Here is a 16,194-nt window from a genome sequence, read left to right as displayed (position 1 = left end):
CTGGAGGATCTCTTCTGATGCGCAAATCCATGGTGGCCGGCGCAGCGGCGCTGGCCGTCGCTGCGGCCGGGATCGTCGTCGCGGCTCGGCCCACGACCGCGGCGGTCGGCGACGTGCCGGCGGACTGCAGTGTGTCCACAGCGGCGTACCGCTCCGACGGGCAACGTCTCACCTACGTGTACTCGGGCGGGACGACCAGCACCCGGCAGTACGCCAACGACACTCTCGGCTGGGTGCCGACGGCGTACCAGCAGCTCGGCGCCTCCGGTGACGACACTGTCTTCCGCACCACCGAGTACGCCGCCCGCGCGGGCTCGGACCGTCTGTTCAAGGTGACCCGCGAGGGGCACTTGATCGACGGATCCTGGCGAATCATGGAGATGACCGCCAGCCACATCGGGGTCGGGTACGCCGGGGCTCGCATTCTCGTCTCGGCGTCGCCGTACCTCTATCACGTGGCCGGCACCTCGCTGTACCGGTCCACGGAGAGCTACGTGGACGGTGTGCTGACGCTGTCGACGCCGGTGAAGCTGGCCGGCAAAGGCTGGGACGCGGTCAACACGCTGGTCTACGAGCGCAGCGGTGGAACCGGTGCGGCGGCCGTCGACGTGCTGATCGGAACGAAGGCCAACGGCGAGCTGAAGGAGTGGCGGATCAATCGGGCCACCCCGACGACGATCAGCTCGAAGGTGCTGCGGTCGAGCGGCTGGGGATCCTTCACCAGCCTCAGCACCGGTTACTGCACCGCACATCCCAACGGCAGGCCGCTGCTCGGAATCACCGCCACCGGCCGGGCCTCCGTGCACTTCGACGCCAAGAAGACGGACGGTGTCGGCACCGACATCAAGGGTGGCTCCCTCGGCTCCCTCGGCTGGACCGCGAAGGCCTACGGCCAGTAGCTCGACTGGGGTCTGGTCACCGAGGTGCTGGAGCCGGAGGAGTTGCTCCCTCGCGCCCTGGACCTGGCGGCCGCGTACAACCTGCCGCTCGACCAGGCGCTCGGCTACGAGCGAGACCTCCAGACAGTCTGCTTCGCCACCCAGGACGCCGCCGAGGGCCGGAGCGCACCCCGCAGTTCATCAGAGCCTGACCTGGTGTGGAACGACGTCAGGAGCCGTCGCTCCACACCAGGTTGCGGCGGATCCAGTTCTCGATGCCGGCGACGTGCGAGAGCGAGAGGGCGGCAGCGACGCTGGGCTGCCGGTCGCCGATCGCGAGAGCGATCGCGCGGTGCTCGCGCAGCGTCTGCTCGAAGGAGTCCTCCTGGGTGACGCCGCGCCAGATCCGGGCCTGCTGGGTCCGGCCGGCGACGCTGTCGACGAACGAGCACAGCACCGGGTTGCCCGCGGCCGCGGCGATGCGGTGGTGGAACTCCAGATCGTTCGCCACCACGTCGCCGACCGGGCTGTCCGCGTCGACAGCCTCGGTCAGCGCGAGCAGTTGGGCCACGTCGTCGTCGCTCATCAGGAGCGCCGCCTTCTCCGCCGCCATCGGCTCGAGGGCACGGCGCAGTTCGAACAGGTCGAGGATGCTCGAGTCCTGGTGGAAGTCGATGATGAACCCGATCGTCTCCAGCAGCAGGTCGGGCGACAGGCTGGTCACGTAGGTCCCGTCGCCGCGGCGGACGTCGAGGATGCGCAACATCGACAGCACGCTCACCGCCTCCCGCAGCGGGCTGCGCGAGATGCCGAGCTGCTCGGCGAGGTCAGCCTCGCGCGGCAGCCGGTCGCCGGGCTTGAGCCTGCCGTCGAGGATCATCGCCTTGATCTTCTCGATCGCGACGTCGGTCAGGGCCATACGACTCCTCTGCCAGGTTCTCAGCTGCGCGGGCGCAGCCGCAGCGTAGCCATCCCGCCGTCGACGGCGAGCGCCGTACCCGCGGTCGAACCGGACGATGGCCCGGCCAGGTAGACGACAGCGAGCGCCACTTCCTCGGCGGTGACGAGCCGGCCGTGCGGTTGCCGGGCGTCGAGGGCGGCCCGCTCGGCCTGCGGGTCCGCAGCAGCGTCGAGCAGGCGCTGGACCCACGGGGTGTCGGCGGTGCCAGGGTTGACGCAGTTCACCCGGATGCCTTCGCGGAGATGGTCGGCAGCCATCGCCATGGTCAGGGACTGCACCGCGCCCTTCGTGGTCGAGTACAGCGCCCGCTGCGGGATGCCGGTGGTCGCGGCGACCGATGCGACGTTCACGATCGCGGCGGCCGGTGACTGCCGCAGGTAGGGGAGAGCGGCCCGGCTGACCCGGACCGCGCCCATCACGTTGACGTCGAAGACCTGGTGCCACTGAGCGTCCGGGTTGTCTTCGACCGTGCCCTGGGCACCGATGCCCGCGTTGTTGACGACCACGTCGATCCGGCCGTAGGCGTCGACGGCCTGCTGAACCGCCGTACGCATGCTCTCGTCGTCGGTCACGTCGGCCTTGAGTCCGAGCACGTCCGCGGGAACGTTCGAGGGATCGAGATCGATCGCGGCAACCTGCGCACCGCGGGCGGTGAGCTCTTGGACGACCGCCGCGCCGATACCCGACCCACCGCCGGTGACGATCGCCACCAGGCCGTCGAACTCCGGTACGGCGTTCATCGGCCGGCCTCGTAAGCGACGTACTCCTGACGCTGGCGACCCAGTCCGTCGATCTCCACCTCGACCACGTCACCGGGCCGCAGGTACGGGAACCGGCCGGACAGCGCGACTCCCTCCGGCGTCCCGGTCATGATCAGGTCGCCGGGGTCGAGCACCATGTACTGGCTCAGGTGGTGGATGACCGCGGCGACGTCGAAGATCTGGTCGGCCGTGTTCGAGTCCTGGCGCGGCTCACCGTTGACGAAGCTGCGCAGGCCGAGCTTCTGGTGTTCCACCTCGTCAGGCGTGACGAGCCACGGGCCGACGGGGCTGAAGCCCGCGGCGATCTTGCCCTTGCTCCACTGGCCGCCGGAGACCTCGAGCTGGAACGCTCGCTCGGACAGGTCGTTGGCGACCACGAACCCGGCCACGTGGTCCAGGCTGTCGGCGGGGGAGTCGAGGTACGACGCCCGCCTGCCGATGACCACGCCGAGCTCGACCTCCCAGTCGGTCTTCGTGCTGCCGCGCGGGATCGTCACCGCGTCGTTCGGTCCGGCGAGCGTGTTCGGCGCCTTGAAGAAGATGACCGGGGTCGACGGCGGCTCGGCGCCGGACTCGGCGGCGTGCGCGGCGTAGTTCATTCCGATGCAGACGATCGCGCCCGGCTGCGAGAGCGGAGCGCCGATCCGCAGGCTGTCGGCGTCCTCGACGAGCGGCAGCTCACCAGCCGCGAGCGCCGCTGCCACGCGGGCCGGACCGTCCGACTCCCAGAACCCGGCGTCGAGGTCGTTGGTCAGCGCGGCGAGACTCCGTACGCCGTCGTCGGCCACGACGACGGGCACTTCCGTGCCAACGGGTCCCAGGCGGGCGAACTTCATCGACTACCTCCAGAGATAGTATCTTTCGACGCTTTGATGGCCATTTCGGGCGGCTCAGGCCAGATTGACAGGCCAAACATGTGATGTCTAGCCTCGTGTCCATCCCTCAGACCCTTGGAGCAGTCGATGCAGCTGAGTGACTTGCCTCGCTTCGGTCTCGGCTGCGCGCCGCTCGGCAACCTGTTCCGCCGGTTCTCCGACGACGAGGCCGCGGCGATCCTCGAGGCAGCCTGGGATGCCGGCGTCCGGCACTTCGACACGGCGCCGCACTACGGGCTGGGACTCTCCGAGCAGCGTTTGGGCCGCTTCCTGGCGACCAAGCCCCGCGACGAGTACGTCGTGTCCACCAAGGTCGGCCGGCTACTCCGGGAGAATCCCGACTGGGACGGATCGTCGTTGGACGCCACGGGATTCGCCGTACCGGGTCGGCTGCGCCGTCACCTCGACTACTCGCCTTCCGGCGTCCGCGCGAGCATGGAGGAATCGCTCACCCGGATGGGCCTGGACCGGGTCGACATTCTCTACGTGCACGACCCCGAGCTGTCCGGCATCCCCGGTGCCACAGAGACCGCGTTGTCCGCCCTTGCGGCCTTGCGCGATGAGGGAGTCGTGACGGCTGTCGGCACTGGATCGCTGGGCATCGACGCCTTGATCGCATCCGTGCGGACGGGGCTGGCCGACGTGCTGATGGTTGCGAACCGGTACACGTTGCTCGACCAGAGCGCCGTACCGGAGCTGCTGGACGAGTGCGACCGCCACGACACCGGCATCGTCGCGGCCGCCGTCTTCAACAGCGGCCTCCTCGCGGGCAAGCCCACCCGGGACGCCAAGTACGACTACGGCAACGTCCCCGAGGACGTCCTTGCCCGCGCCGTCGAGATCGACGCGGTTTGCGCGCGGCACGGCGTCGAACTCCCGGCCGCCGCACTGCAGTACCCCCTACTGGATCCCGGCGTCATCGCAGTCGTCGCCGGCGCCGCCACTCCCGCCCAAGCACGCCAGAACGTTACCCGCTTCGAAACTCCCATCCCTGCGGAGCTCTGGCGGGACCTCAGCGCGCAGAAGCTGGTGAGTCGGCGACGCGGTCAGAAGGTGTAGCGGGCGATGAGGGTGTTCATGGCCTCGTCGATGGCGGGGTCGACGCGGCGGCGGCTGGGATCTTCGTCGTACCAGCTGATGATTTCCCGGGCGCCGGTTTCGAAGGGGATGGTGGCGACGTAGTCGGGGACCACCTGGCGGAGTTTGGTGTTGTCGAAGACTGCAGAGTGGGTCTTGTCGCCGAGGAGGCCGTCGCCCCAGCCCTGGTGTACGGCGGCGATGGCGTCCGAGGGGACGTGAACGATCTGTGCCGTGGTGCCGGCCGCGGTGGCCAGCGCGTGCGCGATCTGGTCCCAGGTGAGGACGTCGTCCGAGGTGATCTGGAAGGCCTCGCCGAGTGTGCGTGGGTGGCCGAGCAGGGGGACCAGTCCGCGGGCGAAGTCGCGGTGGTGGGTCAGGGTCCACAACGACGTCCCGTCGCCGTGCACCACGACGGGCTGGCCGCGGCGCATCCGCTCCACGATCGTCCAGCCGCCGTCGAACGGCACCAGAGTGCGGTCGTAGGTGTGCGAGGGCCGCACGATCGTGACGGGGTAACCCTCGTCGCGGTACAGCCCGGTCAGCAGGTCTTCGCAGGCGATCTTGTTGCGTGAGTACTGCCAGAACGGGTTGCGCAACGGCGTCGACTCGGTGATCGGCAGCCGATTCGGTGGCGTTTGGTACGCCGACGCGGAGCTGATGAACACGTACTGGCCGACGTGCCCGCGCAGCGCGTCGGTGCGGGCGCGCACGTGATCAGGTGTGAACGCCACCCAGTCGACCACGACGTCGAAGTCCTGCCCGGCGAGAGCGGCCAACGATGCCGGGTCGTCGACATCGGCGGTGATCTGCTTCGCCTCCGGCGGCAGCGGGCGGATCGAGGTCTGACCCCGGTTGGCGACCGTCAGATCGAGTCCGAGCTCGACGGCTCGCCAGGAGCAGGCCGAGCTGATGATTCCGGTCCCACCGAGAAAGAGAACGCGCATTCGGGCAGCTCCTGGTGAGTCTGTGTGTAAGGTCTGTGGCGGTCAGAACTTGGAGAATGATAACACTTGAGCGATCCTGACCTTACAAATGGAGGTGCGATGTGAGCAGTCTCGAGGGACGTGTTGTCCTGATCACCGGCGCCGGCGGTGGCATCGGCTCGGCGACCGCTCGTACTGTCGTGGCCCAGGGCGGGCATGCGCTGATCCACGACCTCGGAGGGCCCGCGCTCGACGCTGTCGCCAAGGAGCTCGGTGACAGTGCTACCGCCCTGGTCGCCGATCTCACCGACCTGCGAGCGGTCCAGAAGCTCTGGTACGACGCTTGGGCCGTCAAGGGGCACGTGGACGTCCTGGTCAACAACGCCGGCGCCTATCCGCCCGCTCCGCTGGACGCCCCGCTCGAGGAGTGGCTGAAGGTCTGGGACTTCTCGCTCGACCTGCATCTCAAGGCGCCCGCGGTTCTGTGCCGCGAGGCGGTGACGGCGTACGCCGGACTGGACCGCGGCGGCATCATCATCAACCTCGCGTCGCGTGCGGCGTTTCGCGGCGAGGACCCGGAGTACTGGCACTACGCGGCAGCCAAGGCCGGGGTGGTTGCGATGACACGCACGATCGCACGCCAGTACGGCCGTCACGGTGTGACCGCCTTCGCCATCGCTCCTGGATATGTGGACACCGACCTGAACGAGCACTTCCGCGACACGGTCGGCGTCGAGGTCGCCGCGGAGCAGACCGGACTGGGGGAGGTCGCGCAGCCGCAGGACGTCGCCAACATCATCGCGTTCTTGGCGAGTGGGCTGGCGAAGCACGCGACGGGCACCACGATCGACGTGAACGGAGCGTCGTATGTCCGTTGACACCAGCCTCGCGCGGATGAGCGCGGAGCTGTTCGTGAACGGATCCTGGACCGCGGGCAAGGCCGGCCACCTCGACAATGTTGACCCAGGCAATGGCCGGACCATCGGCGCGGTGTCGTTGGCCGGCGCCGAGCAGGTTGCAGCGGCGATCGCGGCTGCTGAGGCTGCCTTCGCAGCGTGGTCCGCCACGCCGGCCGCCGGTCGAGGCGACATCCTCCGGCGAGCGGCAGGTCTGCTCGCCGATCGTGCCGAGGAGGCCACGGCGACGATCCTGCTGGAGACCGGCAAGACCGAGGCGGACGCCCGCGGCGAGATCGGCCGAGCCGTGGAGACGCTGCGCTGGAACGGTGAGCAGGCCGGCCGGGTCCAGGCCACGATGTTCCCGGGCGTTGCTGCCGGTTCGCGCCGTACGTCGATCCCGACTGCGCTCGGCCCGGTCGCGGTGATCACGGCCTGGAACTTCCCGGCGGTCCTGGCCACCCGCAAGCTCGGCGCCGCTCTCGCGGCCGGCTGCACGGTGGTGTTCAAGGCGTCGGAGTTCGCACCGGCCACGGCGCGACTCGTCGTCGAGGTGCTGGTCGACGCAGGGCTTCCGGCCGGTGTGGTGAATCTGGTCTTCGGTGACCCGCAGGCGGTGTCGGAGCAGTTGACCTCGTCCTCGTCGATCAAGGCGTTGTCGTTCACCGGGTCGACGGCCGTCGGGAAGGCGTTGGCCGCACAGGCGGCGCCGAATCTGATCCGCACCGTGCTGGAGTTGGGCGGGCATGCTCCCGTGCTGGTGATGGACGATGCCGACGTGGATCACGTGATCGCCACGACCGCGGCCGCCAAGTTCGGTTCGGCCGGTCAGTCGTGTGTTGCGCCCTCGAGGTACTTCGTTCACGAGTCGCACTACCGGGAGTTCGTCGACAAGCTCACGGACAAGGCGAAGTCCTACGTGCTCGGGCACGGCACCGAGGAGGGCGTCACGCTCGGCGCGGTCGCCCATCAGGGCCGCGTGGACGCCTTGGTTCGCCTCGCCCGCGACGCCGCCGATCATGGGGCCGATGTCACCACCGGCGGCAGCCAGTCGGGCCGTGACGGGTTCTACTTCGAGCCGACGATCGTCGCCGGACTCCCGCTGGACTCCAAGGCCATGATCCTCTCGGAGGAACCGTTCGGTCCGATCGCGACCGTCTCTTCGTTCAGCACGGTGGACGAGGCGGTTGATGCAGCCAACGCGGCGCCGTACTCGTTCGCGGCGTACCTGTTCACGAACAACATGGCCGTGCGCGACGAGGTCGTCCGGCGGCTGAACGCGTCGAACATCGGGGTCAACCAGTTGGCTCCGTCGCTGCCCGACGTACCGCTGGGCGGTCTCGGCGACTCCGGTTACGGCTACGAGGGCGGAATGGAAGGCATACTCGCCTTCACCCAGCTTCGCCTCGTCTCCGAAACGCACGTCACCAGGGGAGAATCCCATGCTCGCCGATAACCATTCCTCGTTGGCGCACGTCCGCGACGTCGCCGCGACGACGCGCGAGCCCTACGTGCTCGACGCGATCGACCTGGCCCTGCTGAAGATCCTGGTGGCCGACTGCCGTACCTCGCAGCGCCAGATCGCCACCATGCTCGGAGTCTCCGCCCCCACCGTCGGCGAGCGGATGGCGCGACTGGAGCGCAACGGCGTGATCACCGGCTACAGCGCCCAGGTCGACTGGTCGGTGGTCGGCTACGGGCAGGTCGTGTTCCTGTCCATCGAAGCAGGCCCGGGGTACGACGTCGCCACGATCATGGCCGCCCTCTGGGAACTGGCCGAAGTCGAGGACGTCACCCTGGTCACCGGCGACCTCGATCTGCTGATCCGGATGCGAGTCCGCGACTACGCCGAACTGAGAACAATCCTGATGGACCAGATCTGGCGAATCCCAGGCATCCAACGAACAGCGACCCTCCTGTCGGTCGCCGACATGCCACCCAAAGACTTCGGCACCGCCCTCCTCGCCAAGATCGAGCAGGCAACCACCGACTGACCGCCCGCACGCACTAGCCTCGACAGGGAGATGTCCAAAACCCAGCACTCTGTACGACGCTCGGATCTGCGTGCTGACTGCGCGCAGTGTGTGGGGCTGTGCTGCGTGGCGTTGACGCTGACCGCGTCTGCGGACTTCGCGATCGACAAGCCGGCCGGGCAGCCGTGCCCGAACCTGAAGCACGACAACCGCTGCGGCATCCACGCGCGGCTGCGGGACGGCGGCTTCCCCGGCTGCGCCGTGTACGACTGCTTCGGCGCCGGCCAGAAGGTCACGCAAGTCACCTTCGACGGTCGCGACTGGCGGCAGGCAGCGGACTCGGGCGCGCAGATGTTCGAGGTGTTCTCGGTGATGCGGCTGCTGCACGAGCTGCTGTGGTACCTGACCGAGGCGCTGGAGCTGGCACCTCCCCTCCACAACGAGCTCAAGCATGCGCTCGACGACACCGAACGCCTGACCCTCGGCAGCCCCGAGTCGCTGACCGAGCTCGACGTCTCCGCCCACCGCTCACGGATCAACGACCTCTTGCTACGGACCAGCGAACTCGTCCGTGCCGGCGTCTCGAGCACACCGATGAACCGCCGCGGCGCGGACCTCATCGGCGCCGACCTGCGCGGTGCCGATCTGCGCGGCGTGGACCTGCGAAGCGCGTACCTGATCGCCGCCGACCTGCGTCAGGCCGATCTCACCCGCGCCGACCTCATCGGCGCCGATCTTCGGGACACCGATCTGCGCGGCGCCGACCTCGCGCGGAGCCTCTTCCTGACCCAGATGCAGATCAACGCAGCCCGCGGTGACGCCCGTACGACGCTCCCGCCCCGGCTGACCCGCCCGTCGCACTGGTCCCAGCCGCGCGCCTGACCTGCGTCCTCGGCAACTTTGACGCCGTTCGGCGCATCGAATAGGTGTCCTAAGGGGGACCATGAAGTCTCGTCACACCATCCGTTCTGCCAACATCCGCCGACCGATCCGAACCACCTGCTCGAACGCGCCGCCGTACCAGTGGGAGCGCTCCCTGTCCCGGCGAGTGCCGACTGCGCGCCGCGCAGCTTGCACCTGTCGTGTCCGACACCTCAGCACGCGGCCCCCGGTCGCGCGATGAGACGCCACTCGTTCGCCCGCGGTCTACTGACCGCAACAACCCTGGTGACAGGTCTGCTCCTCTTGGGGAGCACGCCCGCGTCAGCCCAGAACACCGAGTTGCCGCCAGTGCTCGGCAAGGCACGGTTCACGTGTCAGGACGAAGGTGCCACCGCCGTGGCCAAGCTGCGCAACCCGAACTCGACCCTCCAGGAGTATATGGTCGGGATCACGGCGGGCGACATCCATTACGACTACGTTGTGAGGGTGGCCGCACGCGGCGCTGAACTCGTTGAGTTCGGCGGTCTCTCGAACGGCACGTACTTGCTCCAGGTCCGGAATGCCGTCGGGGACTTCGTCGCCCAGAGCCGGATCCGTGTGCAATGCGACGGCACGCCGCCGACCGGCACCCCAACCGCAACCCCCACGGCAACCGCACCGCCATCGGACACCCCGACCACTGTGCCGACGACCGGTACGGCGTCCGCCGAGCCGTCGACGCCGGTGGACGTGCCAACCGCAGTGGCGGCCGGCCTTCCGGGCCCGGGCACGGAGGATGCCTCCGATCACGGCTGGACGATCGTAGGCGCCGGCCTGCTGGCGACGATCGGCATCATGATCGGCGTCGTAGTCGGGGCGCGTGTCAGGAGAGGGTGACGACTGCCTTGCCGAGGGCACGTCCCTCGCCGACGTCGGCGAGGGCGGTGGGGACGTCGTCGAGCGTGTAGGTCCGGTGGATGTGGATCTTGACCTCCCCGGTCGTGCATAGGTCGGCAAGTGGCGTGAAGTGAGTCGGCCCCTCCTTGATGGCCAGGACCCCGATGGAGCGTCCACTCAAGCGGCCGACCAGCCAGCCGGCCGTCAGCAGGCGTAGCAGCGTCGGAACTGACCCGCCCACGCAGCGGTACGTCCCGCCGGGCGCCAAAGCACGCCGGTAGGCGAACACCGAGCGGTGTGCGACCAGGTCCAGAATCAGATCGTATGGACGGGCGGTCCTGGTGAAGTCGTCTCGCTGGTAGTCGACCACGTCGTCCGCGCCGACAGATCGCATGAAGTCGAGTTTGGCGATGTTGTCGACAGCAGTGACGTGAGCACCCAGCCGTTTGGCGAGCTGGATCGCGAACGCCCCCGACCCTCCACCGGCACCGTTGATCAGGATCCGGCCGTCCACGGCGGCCAACTTTGTGCCCTGCAAGGCGATCGCTCCGGCCTGGGGAATTGTCGATGCCTGCACGAAGCTGAGCTGGGCGGGCTTGTGAGCCAGTGCGGATTCCGGGGCGATCGCGTACTCGGCGAATCCACCTTTCAGCAGGAGGTTGTCGCCGTACACCTCGTCGCCCGGGCGGAATCGGGTCACACCCTCACCCACCTCGTCGACCAGGCCGGCGATATCGGATCCGAGCGTGCGTCGCGCCGGGGAACGCAGGCCGCCGATCCGCGCGTAGGCGGGCGATCCGCGCAGGCATTCCCAGTCGCTGAGGTTGACCGAGGTGGCGACGATCCTGACACGCACTTGACCAGCGGCGGGGGAGGGCATCGGAACGTCCTCGACCCGCAGCACCTCGGGCCCGCCGTACCGCTCGTAAACGACAGCCTTCACGCCTGCTCCGCGGCCAACTGGGCCGTCGCCGCGTGTCGGGCGACTTCTCGGCCGAGCCAGATCGCCAGTGCGGGACCCAACAACGCCCCGCTGGCGAGGGCCAGGACGTTGTACGCGGTGTCCAGGGGCAGTACGGCGGTGAGGGCAACGCCCACCAGAGCCACGGCCCCCGCGTAGGCGAGGATGCCGAGCCGGGAGGACAGCTCCAAGTAGGCGACGTAGTAGGCCGCCAGGTCTCGCGCCGGCCCGGCCGAGGTTTCGGTGTACGTCGGCCCCTCGCCCAGCAGCCCGCTTGCGTCCGCGAGAAAGAGCATCGTCTGATCTTCCCCTTCCCGACCTCCGTGACTGCGAGGATACGCTGACGGATCCGCAGCGAACAGATCACCTGATCGATGCGCCCGGCAACCACTTTCTGCCCGCGTCGACCAGGTCGGCTGCGACCTCGGTGGCGATCTCGATGGCTTGTACCGCGAGCGGCGACTGGGAAGATCCGGCCGGCCAGTGCAGGTACATCTCGCGGGTGGGCGACGGCTGCAGGTGGTGGATACTGAGCCCGTCGTCGGACCAGGCGTCGGATCCGTGCAGGGCCAGCCACGGCAGTACTGCTGAGCCGATGCCCGCGCGCACCATCGACATGATGGTTTCGTGGCCGGTGGTTCTGAAGACGATCCGTGGATGTGCGCCCGCGTTGGCGAGCGCCTGCTCCAGCCACTTCTGGTGATAGGTGCGAGGCCAGGCAACCATCGGAGCGCCGTCGAGCAGTTTCACCTTCACCGGACCGTCCGGGAAGGCGCCTGCCTTGGCGACCAGGAGGTAGGGCTCGTCGAGGAGCTTGACGTGCTCGGCCTCGCCGGCGACGGGTCCGTCGTGGAACAGCAGGTCGAGGTCTCCGATCCGGGGATCCGCCGGGTCCACGTCGGACAGTCTGATGTCGCAGCCGGGGTGCTCGTCGAGCAGCCGGCGTACGACGGCCGGGAGGATCAGGTTGGTGACGCTCTGGAAGGTGCCGATGTCGATCCGGCCGCTCCCCGCCTGGAAGCGTTCCACGGCGTCGGTCAGCGCCTCCGCCTGCTTCAGCAGCGTGCGGCCGTGAGCCAGGACCACCTCGCCGAGCGGAGTGATCCGTACCGGCCTGGGACCTCCGGGCCGGTCGAAGACGGCGCCACCGACCGCACGCTCGAGCAGCGCGATCTGCTGGCTCACCGACGATTGGGTGTAGCCGAGCCGGGCCGCCGCTCGCCCGAACGTTCGTTCCTCGGCGATCGCAGCCATGGTCCTCAGGTGGCGCAGTTCGATGTCAGCCACGAGTCGTAGCATAGCCGATAGCGATCAACTTGATCGAAAACCATCGCTTTTCACGATGCATCGAAGAACCTAGCGTCGTTGACATGACGACGTACGGCGCACGGACCTCGACGGCGGCCAGAGACCTACCGGCCCGCCTCCACCGGGATCTGCCACACCTGGTCTGGGCTCTGGCCGCGACTCATTTCGTGGGTCGGGCCGGCGGGGTGGCCCGGCCGTTCCTGGTGCTTTACCTGACCCAGGAACGGCACCTCTCGCCGACGACGGCCGGGGCGGTGGTCGCGGCGATCGGTGTTGGAGATATCGGGTCGCAGTTGCTGGGTGGCTGGCTGGGCGACCGCATCGGTCGCCGTCACACGATGCTCGTGGGGTTCCTGGGCGCAGCCGTCGCGCTGATCGCACTCGGCGCTGCGGACACGACACCGGCGATCTGTGTGGCGGCCGCCGGTGTCGGGCTGACGGCAGAACTCTTCCGCCCGGCGGGATCGGCTGCCGTGGCCGACCTGCCGGCACGCGAGCGGGTCCGTGCCTTCGGCGTGCTCTTCTGGGCGGCCAACGTTGGCTTCACGGTCTCGACGGTGGCCGCTGGTGTCTTGGTCCGGCACGGGTACGGCGTCCTGTTCTGGATCAATGCAACGGCCGCACTCCTCGCGGCGCTGATCGTATGGCGCCACGTCCCCGAGACCCGTCCGCCGACGCCGCACGCGACACGACGCGCGCTGCTCCCGGTGCTCATGCGCGATCCGCTGATGCTCGCGATGGCCGGGATGTACGTCGTCTACTTCGCAACCTTCCTGCAGACGTTCTCGACGCTGCCGCTGCTCATGGCCGGCGACGGTCTCGGTCCGGAGCTGTACGGCGCGGCGCTCGCGCTGAACGGGATCCTGATCGTCGCCGTCCAACCGATCGCGGTACGGCTACTCGAGGGTCGCGACAAAGCCGCCGTACTGGCGGTCTCGATGCTGCTGGGCGGCGTCGGCGCCGGATTCGGCGCGGTCGTGCACACCGGCGCCGGCTATGCCGGGTCGATCGTCGTGTGGACTCTCGGCCAGATCGGCATCGCCGTCATGTTCGGCGCCACGTTCGCCGACCTCGCGCCGGCCGACCTCCGTGGCACGTACATGGGCGTCGCCTCCACCACCTGGAGCCTCGGCGCCGTACTTGGCCCACTGCTCGGCACCGCGCTGCTCGAGCACGCCGGGCGAACCGCACTGTCGGCGGCTTGCTCGACGACCGGGCTCGCGCTGTTCGCCGCGCAGCGGGCCATCGCTCCGGCACTACGCCGCAACCTCGAAACGAAGGGAACACACCAATGACGACAATGACCGACAACGAATGGCGATCCTTCGTCACCGCAGGAACACGACTTGCCCACGTCGCCCTGACCCGACCCGACGGCCGGCCCCACGTCACCCCGGTCTGCTTCATCCTCGACGGCGACGAGCTCGCCTTCGCGCTGTCCCCGGGGAGCGTCAAAGGCAAAAACCTGGACCACGACCGGCGCATCGCACTTTGCGTCAGCGACGAGAGGCAGCCCTACAGCTTCGTCACCATCGAAGGAGAAGCGCAGATCTCCGCCGAGCCGAGCCACGTCAGACACGTCGGCGCCGGCATCGCCAACCGCTACTACCCCTCCCAGCCTGCCGCGGAGCTAGCGGAATCCTTCGTCCAGGGCGGCTTCACCGCCGTCCGAATCACCATCACCAACATCATCGCCCGCTCCAACCTCGGCTGACACACCTGAGCCCGCTGGTCCTTTCTACGCCGGTGGATGGCGTGAGGGGGACTGCGGGCGGGTCTTCGCCAGGCCGTCCCTGATGGTGCTGAGGAGGGTGAGGGCGGCATCGAGGTGTGTGTCGTCGCCGCCGGCGGCGTCCCTGACGGCGGTCGCCCATTCGTGCCTCACCAGGGCGGAGTTGGCGCGGCCGTGGTCTGTCGGGCTGACGGTGACGCCCCGGCCGTCGTCCGGGCTGGCCTGCCGCTGGATCATGCCCTTGTGCTCCAGGCTGCGCAGCGTCGTGGAGAGGTTGGTGCGCTGGAGTCCGGTGGCGGCGGCGATCTGGCTGGGTGCGGCTGCTGCTTCGTCCTGGAGCAGGTAGCGCATCACCATGCCTTCGGACTGGGTCAGGCCGACCGCGTCCGGGTCGGTGTAGCCGCGGTACTGGATCTCCCGGCTGATGACCAACGCCAGGTCGGCGAGGTCGGCCCAGCCCTCCTCGGCCGATCCGCGGGCTCTCCGCGGGCTTCGTCGCGGCGATGGGTTCTTCGTCACACCGGCAGCATAGTTGATTGCCTGGCCATAGTTATGAGGACATACTAATTCTGTTCAGATAGTTATCTCCTCATAGCTAGTTGGAGAGGCAATGGCCGTCACTCTTTCCGCGCGGCAGGCCGGGGGCACCTCGCCCCGTGCGGTTGCGCTGTCCGGCGGGCTGCACCCCGTCGGCGTGTTCTTCCTGCTCGCGGGCGCGTTCCTGCCGATCATGGATTTCTTCATCACCAACGTCGCGCTACCGAGCATCGACGCGTCGCTGCACGCGTCGGCGTCCGAGCTGGAGTTGGTGATCGCCGGGTACGGCGTCGCGTACGCCGCGCTGCTGGTCCTCGGGGGCCGGCTCGGTGACCGCTTCGGCCGCCACCGGCTCTTCCTCGGCGCGCTCGTCGGCTTCATCGTGGCGTCGGCAGTGTGTGGTTTCGCCCCGACTGTCGGCGTACTGATCGGCGCCCGGATCGTGCAGGGCGCGACCGCTGCGTTGCTGGTCCCGCAGGTGCTGGCGACGTTCCATCACACGCTCGAGCACGAGCGGAAGGCGCGAGCTCTCGCTCTGTACGGCGCTACGTCCGGCATCGCGGCCGTGGTCGGTCAATTGGTCGGCGGGCTGCTGGTCAGCGCAGACATCGCCGGGGCATCGTGGCGGCCGATCTTCCTGGTCAACGTGCCGATCGGCCTGGTGGTACTGGTCGTCGCCATCCGCATCGTGCCCAACACTCGATCGGATCATCCAGTGGGTGTCGACCTGCCTGGCACCGTGCTGTTCGCCGCGACGCTGACCGCTCTGCTGGTGCCGCTCACCGAGGGACATTCGCTGGGGTGGCCGTGGTGGACCTGGGTGATGATCGGCCTCGCGATCGTGCTCGGCGCATGCACCGCGGTGGTCGAGCGGCGCGTGGAGCGGCGAGGGCAGATTCCGCTGCTGCCGCCGTCGCTGCTCAAGCTGCCGTCGATGTCACGTGGCTTGGTGATGCTGTTCGCCTTCAGCATCGGGTTCGGCGCGTTCATGTTCGTCTTCGCGCTCACCGTCCAGGACGGTCTGCACCAGGACGCGCTGCACGGCGGCTTGGCGATCCTGCCGATGGCGGTGATGTTCTTCCTCGGCTCGCTGTTCGCACCCCGGCTGATCGGTCGCTTCGGCAGGGCCGCATTGGCGGCCGGTGCGGTCATCCAGTTCGCCGGCCTCGCCGTACTGATCGCCGTCGTGGTCGATCGCTGGCCGAACGTCCATCTGTGGGACCTGGCCGTCCCGCTCGCGCTGTCCGGAGCCGGTGGGTCGATGCTGTTCGCGGGCCTGTTCCGCAGCGTGCTGGCCGACGTGCCAACTCATCTCGGTGGTGTCGGCAGCGGCGTACTGATCACTCTGCAGCAGAGCGGCCTCGCGCTCGGCGTGGCCACGCTCGGCACTCTCTACCTCGCCCGCGCGGAGCACAGCACCCCGCACGCGTTCGCCACCGTCGAGTCGGTGCAGATGGTCATCGTCGCCCTGCTCGCCGTCGGCGCCGCCGCACTGCCGCGGTTCACGAAGGCGGCCGCGGACGCACCCGTACTCGACGCCTGAACCGGAGC

At 68.6% G+C, this 16,194-nt stretch carries 18 protein-coding genes; 10 read left to right on the top strand and 8 right to left on the bottom strand.

The genetic code is table 11. The features are described 5' to 3' along the window. Window positions 1-17 precede the first annotated feature (17 nt). Window positions 18-899, top strand: coding sequence for a tachylectin-related carbohydrate-binding protein (locus ACWCOV_RS20470; RefSeq protein ID WP_449830861.1), 882 nt, complete (start codon window positions 18-20; stop codon window positions 897-899). 208 nt (window positions 900-1,107) lie between these two features. On the opposite strand, the gene ACWCOV_RS20465 is transcribed toward ACWCOV_RS20470, so the two are convergent. The 3 genes from ACWCOV_RS20465 to ACWCOV_RS20455 are packed head-to-tail and all read right to left on the bottom strand — an operon-like array spanning window position 1,108 to window position 3,436. Beyond that, window positions 1,108-1,797 carry a FadR/GntR family transcriptional regulator gene (locus ACWCOV_RS20465; RefSeq protein ID WP_449830860.1) on the bottom strand — a complete coding sequence of 230 codons (690 nt, stop codon included), beginning with the start codon at window positions 1,795-1,797 and terminating at the stop codon, window positions 1,108-1,110. A gap of 20 nt (window positions 1,798-1,817) precedes the next feature. Next, on the bottom strand, window positions 1,818-2,579 hold the full coding sequence (locus tag ACWCOV_RS20460; RefSeq protein ID WP_449830859.1) for an SDR family NAD(P)-dependent oxidoreductase: 762 nt from the start codon (window positions 2,577-2,579) through the stop codon (window positions 1,818-1,820). Next, window positions 2,576-3,436, bottom strand: coding sequence for a fumarylacetoacetate hydrolase family protein (locus ACWCOV_RS20455; RefSeq protein ID WP_449830858.1), 861 nt, complete (start codon window positions 3,434-3,436; stop codon window positions 2,576-2,578). The genes ACWCOV_RS20460 and ACWCOV_RS20455 overlap by 4 nt, the downstream gene beginning before the upstream one ends. A 126-nt stretch (window positions 3,437-3,562) precedes the next feature. On the opposite strand from ACWCOV_RS20455, the gene ACWCOV_RS20450 reads away from it, so the two are divergent. Next, a complete protein-coding gene (locus ACWCOV_RS20450) occupies window positions 3,563-4,534 on the top strand; it encodes an aldo/keto reductase (protein WP_449830857.1) in 972 nt (323 codons plus the stop codon). On the opposite strand, the gene ACWCOV_RS20445 is transcribed toward ACWCOV_RS20450, so the two are convergent. Further along, window positions 4,522-5,499, bottom strand: a complete 978-nt coding sequence (locus ACWCOV_RS20445) for an NAD-dependent epimerase/dehydratase family protein (RefSeq protein ID WP_449830856.1) — start codon at window positions 5,497-5,499, stop codon at window positions 4,522-4,524. The two genes, ACWCOV_RS20450 and ACWCOV_RS20445, sit on opposite strands and share 13 nt — an antisense overlap. 101 nt (window positions 5,500-5,600) lie before the next feature. Here ACWCOV_RS20445 and ACWCOV_RS20440 point away from each other — a divergent pair, with 101 nt between their 5' ends. The 5 genes from ACWCOV_RS20440 to ACWCOV_RS20420 all read left to right on the top strand — a co-directional run bounded on the left by ACWCOV_RS20440 (window position 5,601) and on the right by ACWCOV_RS20420 (window position 10,105). Next, a complete protein-coding gene (locus ACWCOV_RS20440) occupies window positions 5,601-6,356 on the top strand; it encodes an SDR family NAD(P)-dependent oxidoreductase (RefSeq protein ID WP_449830855.1) in 756 nt (251 codons plus the stop codon). Further along, window positions 6,346-7,830, top strand: a complete 1,485-nt coding sequence (locus ACWCOV_RS20435) for an aldehyde dehydrogenase family protein (RefSeq protein ID WP_449830854.1) — start codon at window positions 6,346-6,348, stop codon at window positions 7,828-7,830. Before ACWCOV_RS20440 ends, ACWCOV_RS20435 begins: the two co-directional genes overlap by 11 nt. Further along, complete coding sequence (locus ACWCOV_RS20430; protein ID WP_449830853.1) at window positions 7,817-8,368, top strand: Lrp/AsnC family transcriptional regulator; 552 nt, start codon at window positions 7,817-7,819, stop codon at window positions 8,366-8,368. Before ACWCOV_RS20435 ends, ACWCOV_RS20430 begins: the two co-directional genes overlap by 14 nt. A 105-nt stretch (window positions 8,369-8,473) precedes the next feature. Beyond that, window positions 8,474-9,229, top strand: a complete 756-nt coding sequence (locus tag ACWCOV_RS20425) for a pentapeptide repeat-containing protein (RefSeq protein ID WP_449830852.1) — start codon at window positions 8,474-8,476, stop codon at window positions 9,227-9,229. Between the two features lie 237 nt (window positions 9,230-9,466). Next, entirely contained in the window at window positions 9,467-10,105 is a 639-nt protein-coding gene (locus tag ACWCOV_RS20420; RefSeq protein ID WP_449830851.1) for a hypothetical protein, read from the top strand. On the opposite strand, the gene ACWCOV_RS20415 is transcribed toward ACWCOV_RS20420, so the two are convergent. From ACWCOV_RS20415 to ACWCOV_RS20405, 3 genes are all read right to left on the bottom strand, one after another. Beyond that, window positions 10,092-11,048, bottom strand: a complete 957-nt coding sequence (locus tag ACWCOV_RS20415; RefSeq protein WP_449830850.1) for an NAD(P)-dependent alcohol dehydrogenase — start codon at window positions 11,046-11,048, stop codon at window positions 10,092-10,094. The two genes, ACWCOV_RS20420 and ACWCOV_RS20415, sit on opposite strands and share 14 nt — an antisense overlap. Then, complete coding sequence (locus ACWCOV_RS20410) at window positions 11,045-11,362, bottom strand: hypothetical protein (RefSeq protein ID WP_449830849.1); 318 nt, start codon at window positions 11,360-11,362, stop codon at window positions 11,045-11,047. The genes ACWCOV_RS20415 and ACWCOV_RS20410 overlap by 4 nt, the downstream gene beginning before the upstream one ends. Before the next feature lie 67 nt (window positions 11,363-11,429). Further along, window positions 11,430-12,353 carry a LysR family transcriptional regulator gene (locus ACWCOV_RS20405; RefSeq protein ID WP_449830848.1) on the bottom strand — a complete coding sequence of 308 codons (924 nt, stop codon included), beginning with the start codon at window positions 12,351-12,353 and terminating at the stop codon, window positions 11,430-11,432. Between the two features lie 83 nt (window positions 12,354-12,436). Here ACWCOV_RS20405 and ACWCOV_RS20400 point away from each other — a divergent pair, with 83 nt between their 5' ends. Together ACWCOV_RS20400 and ACWCOV_RS20395 are read left to right on the top strand one after the other, a co-directional pair. Further along, window positions 12,437-13,669 (top strand): MFS transporter, encoded by a 1,233-nt coding sequence (locus ACWCOV_RS20400; RefSeq protein ID WP_449830847.1) that lies wholly within the window; start codon window positions 12,437-12,439, stop codon window positions 13,667-13,669. Then, window positions 13,666-14,088, top strand: a complete 423-nt coding sequence (locus ACWCOV_RS20395; RefSeq protein WP_449830846.1) for a PPOX class F420-dependent oxidoreductase — start codon at window positions 13,666-13,668, stop codon at window positions 14,086-14,088. The genes ACWCOV_RS20400 and ACWCOV_RS20395 overlap by 4 nt, the downstream gene beginning before the upstream one ends. Window positions 14,089-14,112: 24 nt before the next feature. Here the strand turns inward: ACWCOV_RS20395 and ACWCOV_RS20390 are convergent, their stop codons facing one another. Next, the gene (locus ACWCOV_RS20390) at window positions 14,113-14,625 is read right to left on the bottom strand and encodes a MarR family winged helix-turn-helix transcriptional regulator (protein WP_449830845.1); all 513 of its coding nucleotides are present in this window, start codon (window positions 14,623-14,625) and stop codon (window positions 14,113-14,115) included. Window positions 14,626-14,716: 91 nt separating this feature from the next. Here ACWCOV_RS20390 and ACWCOV_RS20385 point away from each other — a divergent pair, with 91 nt between their 5' ends. Continuing rightward, complete coding sequence (locus ACWCOV_RS20385; RefSeq protein ID WP_449830844.1) at window positions 14,717-16,186, top strand: MFS transporter; 1,470 nt, start codon at window positions 14,717-14,719, stop codon at window positions 16,184-16,186. The last annotated feature ends 8 nt before the right edge of the window (window positions 16,187-16,194 follow it).

The organism is Kribbella sp. NPDC002412 (genome assembly GCF_053592935.1).
The sequence above is the reverse complement of the archived record's forward strand: the minus strand, read 5'-3'. Positions and strand labels throughout refer to the sequence as shown.

What these genes read in the sequence shown, in the direction of transcription:
- ACWCOV_RS20400 (WP_449830847.1), top strand. Translation starts at nt 12,437, where the DNA reads ATGACGACGTACGGCGCACGGACCTCGACGGCGGCCAGAGACCTACCG.
- ACWCOV_RS20460 (WP_449830859.1), bottom strand. Translation starts at nt 2,579, where the DNA reads ATGAACGCCGTACCGGAGTTCGACGGCCTGGTGGCGATCGTCACCGGC.
- ACWCOV_RS20470 (WP_449830861.1), top strand. Translation starts at nt 18, where the DNA reads ATGCGCAAATCCATGGTGGCCGGCGCAGCGGCGCTGGCCGTCGCTGCG.
- ACWCOV_RS20445 (WP_449830856.1), bottom strand. Translation starts at nt 5,499, where the DNA reads ATGCGCGTTCTCTTTCTCGGTGGGACCGGAATCATCAGCTCGGCCTGC.
- ACWCOV_RS20420 (WP_449830851.1), top strand. Translation starts at nt 9,467, where the DNA reads ATGAGACGCCACTCGTTCGCCCGCGGTCTACTGACCGCAACAACCCTG.
- ACWCOV_RS20435 (WP_449830854.1), top strand. Translation starts at nt 6,346, where the DNA reads ATGTCCGTTGACACCAGCCTCGCGCGGATGAGCGCGGAGCTGTTCGTG.
- ACWCOV_RS20395 (WP_449830846.1), top strand. Translation starts at nt 13,666, where the DNA reads ATGACGACAATGACCGACAACGAATGGCGATCCTTCGTCACCGCAGGA.
- ACWCOV_RS20455 (WP_449830858.1), bottom strand. Translation starts at nt 3,436, where the DNA reads ATGAAGTTCGCCCGCCTGGGACCCGTTGGCACGGAAGTGCCCGTCGTC.
- ACWCOV_RS20450 (WP_449830857.1), top strand. Translation starts at nt 3,563, where the DNA reads ATGCAGCTGAGTGACTTGCCTCGCTTCGGTCTCGGCTGCGCGCCGCTC.
- ACWCOV_RS20465 (WP_449830860.1), bottom strand. Translation starts at nt 1,797, where the DNA reads ATGGCCCTGACCGACGTCGCGATCGAGAAGATCAAGGCGATGATCCTC.
- ACWCOV_RS20410 (WP_449830849.1), bottom strand. Translation starts at nt 11,362, where the DNA reads ATGCTCTTTCTCGCGGACGCAAGCGGGCTGCTGGGCGAGGGGCCGACG.
- ACWCOV_RS20385 (WP_449830844.1), top strand. Translation starts at nt 14,717, where the DNA reads ATGGCCGTCACTCTTTCCGCGCGGCAGGCCGGGGGCACCTCGCCCCGT.
- ACWCOV_RS20430 (WP_449830853.1), top strand. Translation starts at nt 7,817, where the DNA reads ATGCTCGCCGATAACCATTCCTCGTTGGCGCACGTCCGCGACGTCGCC.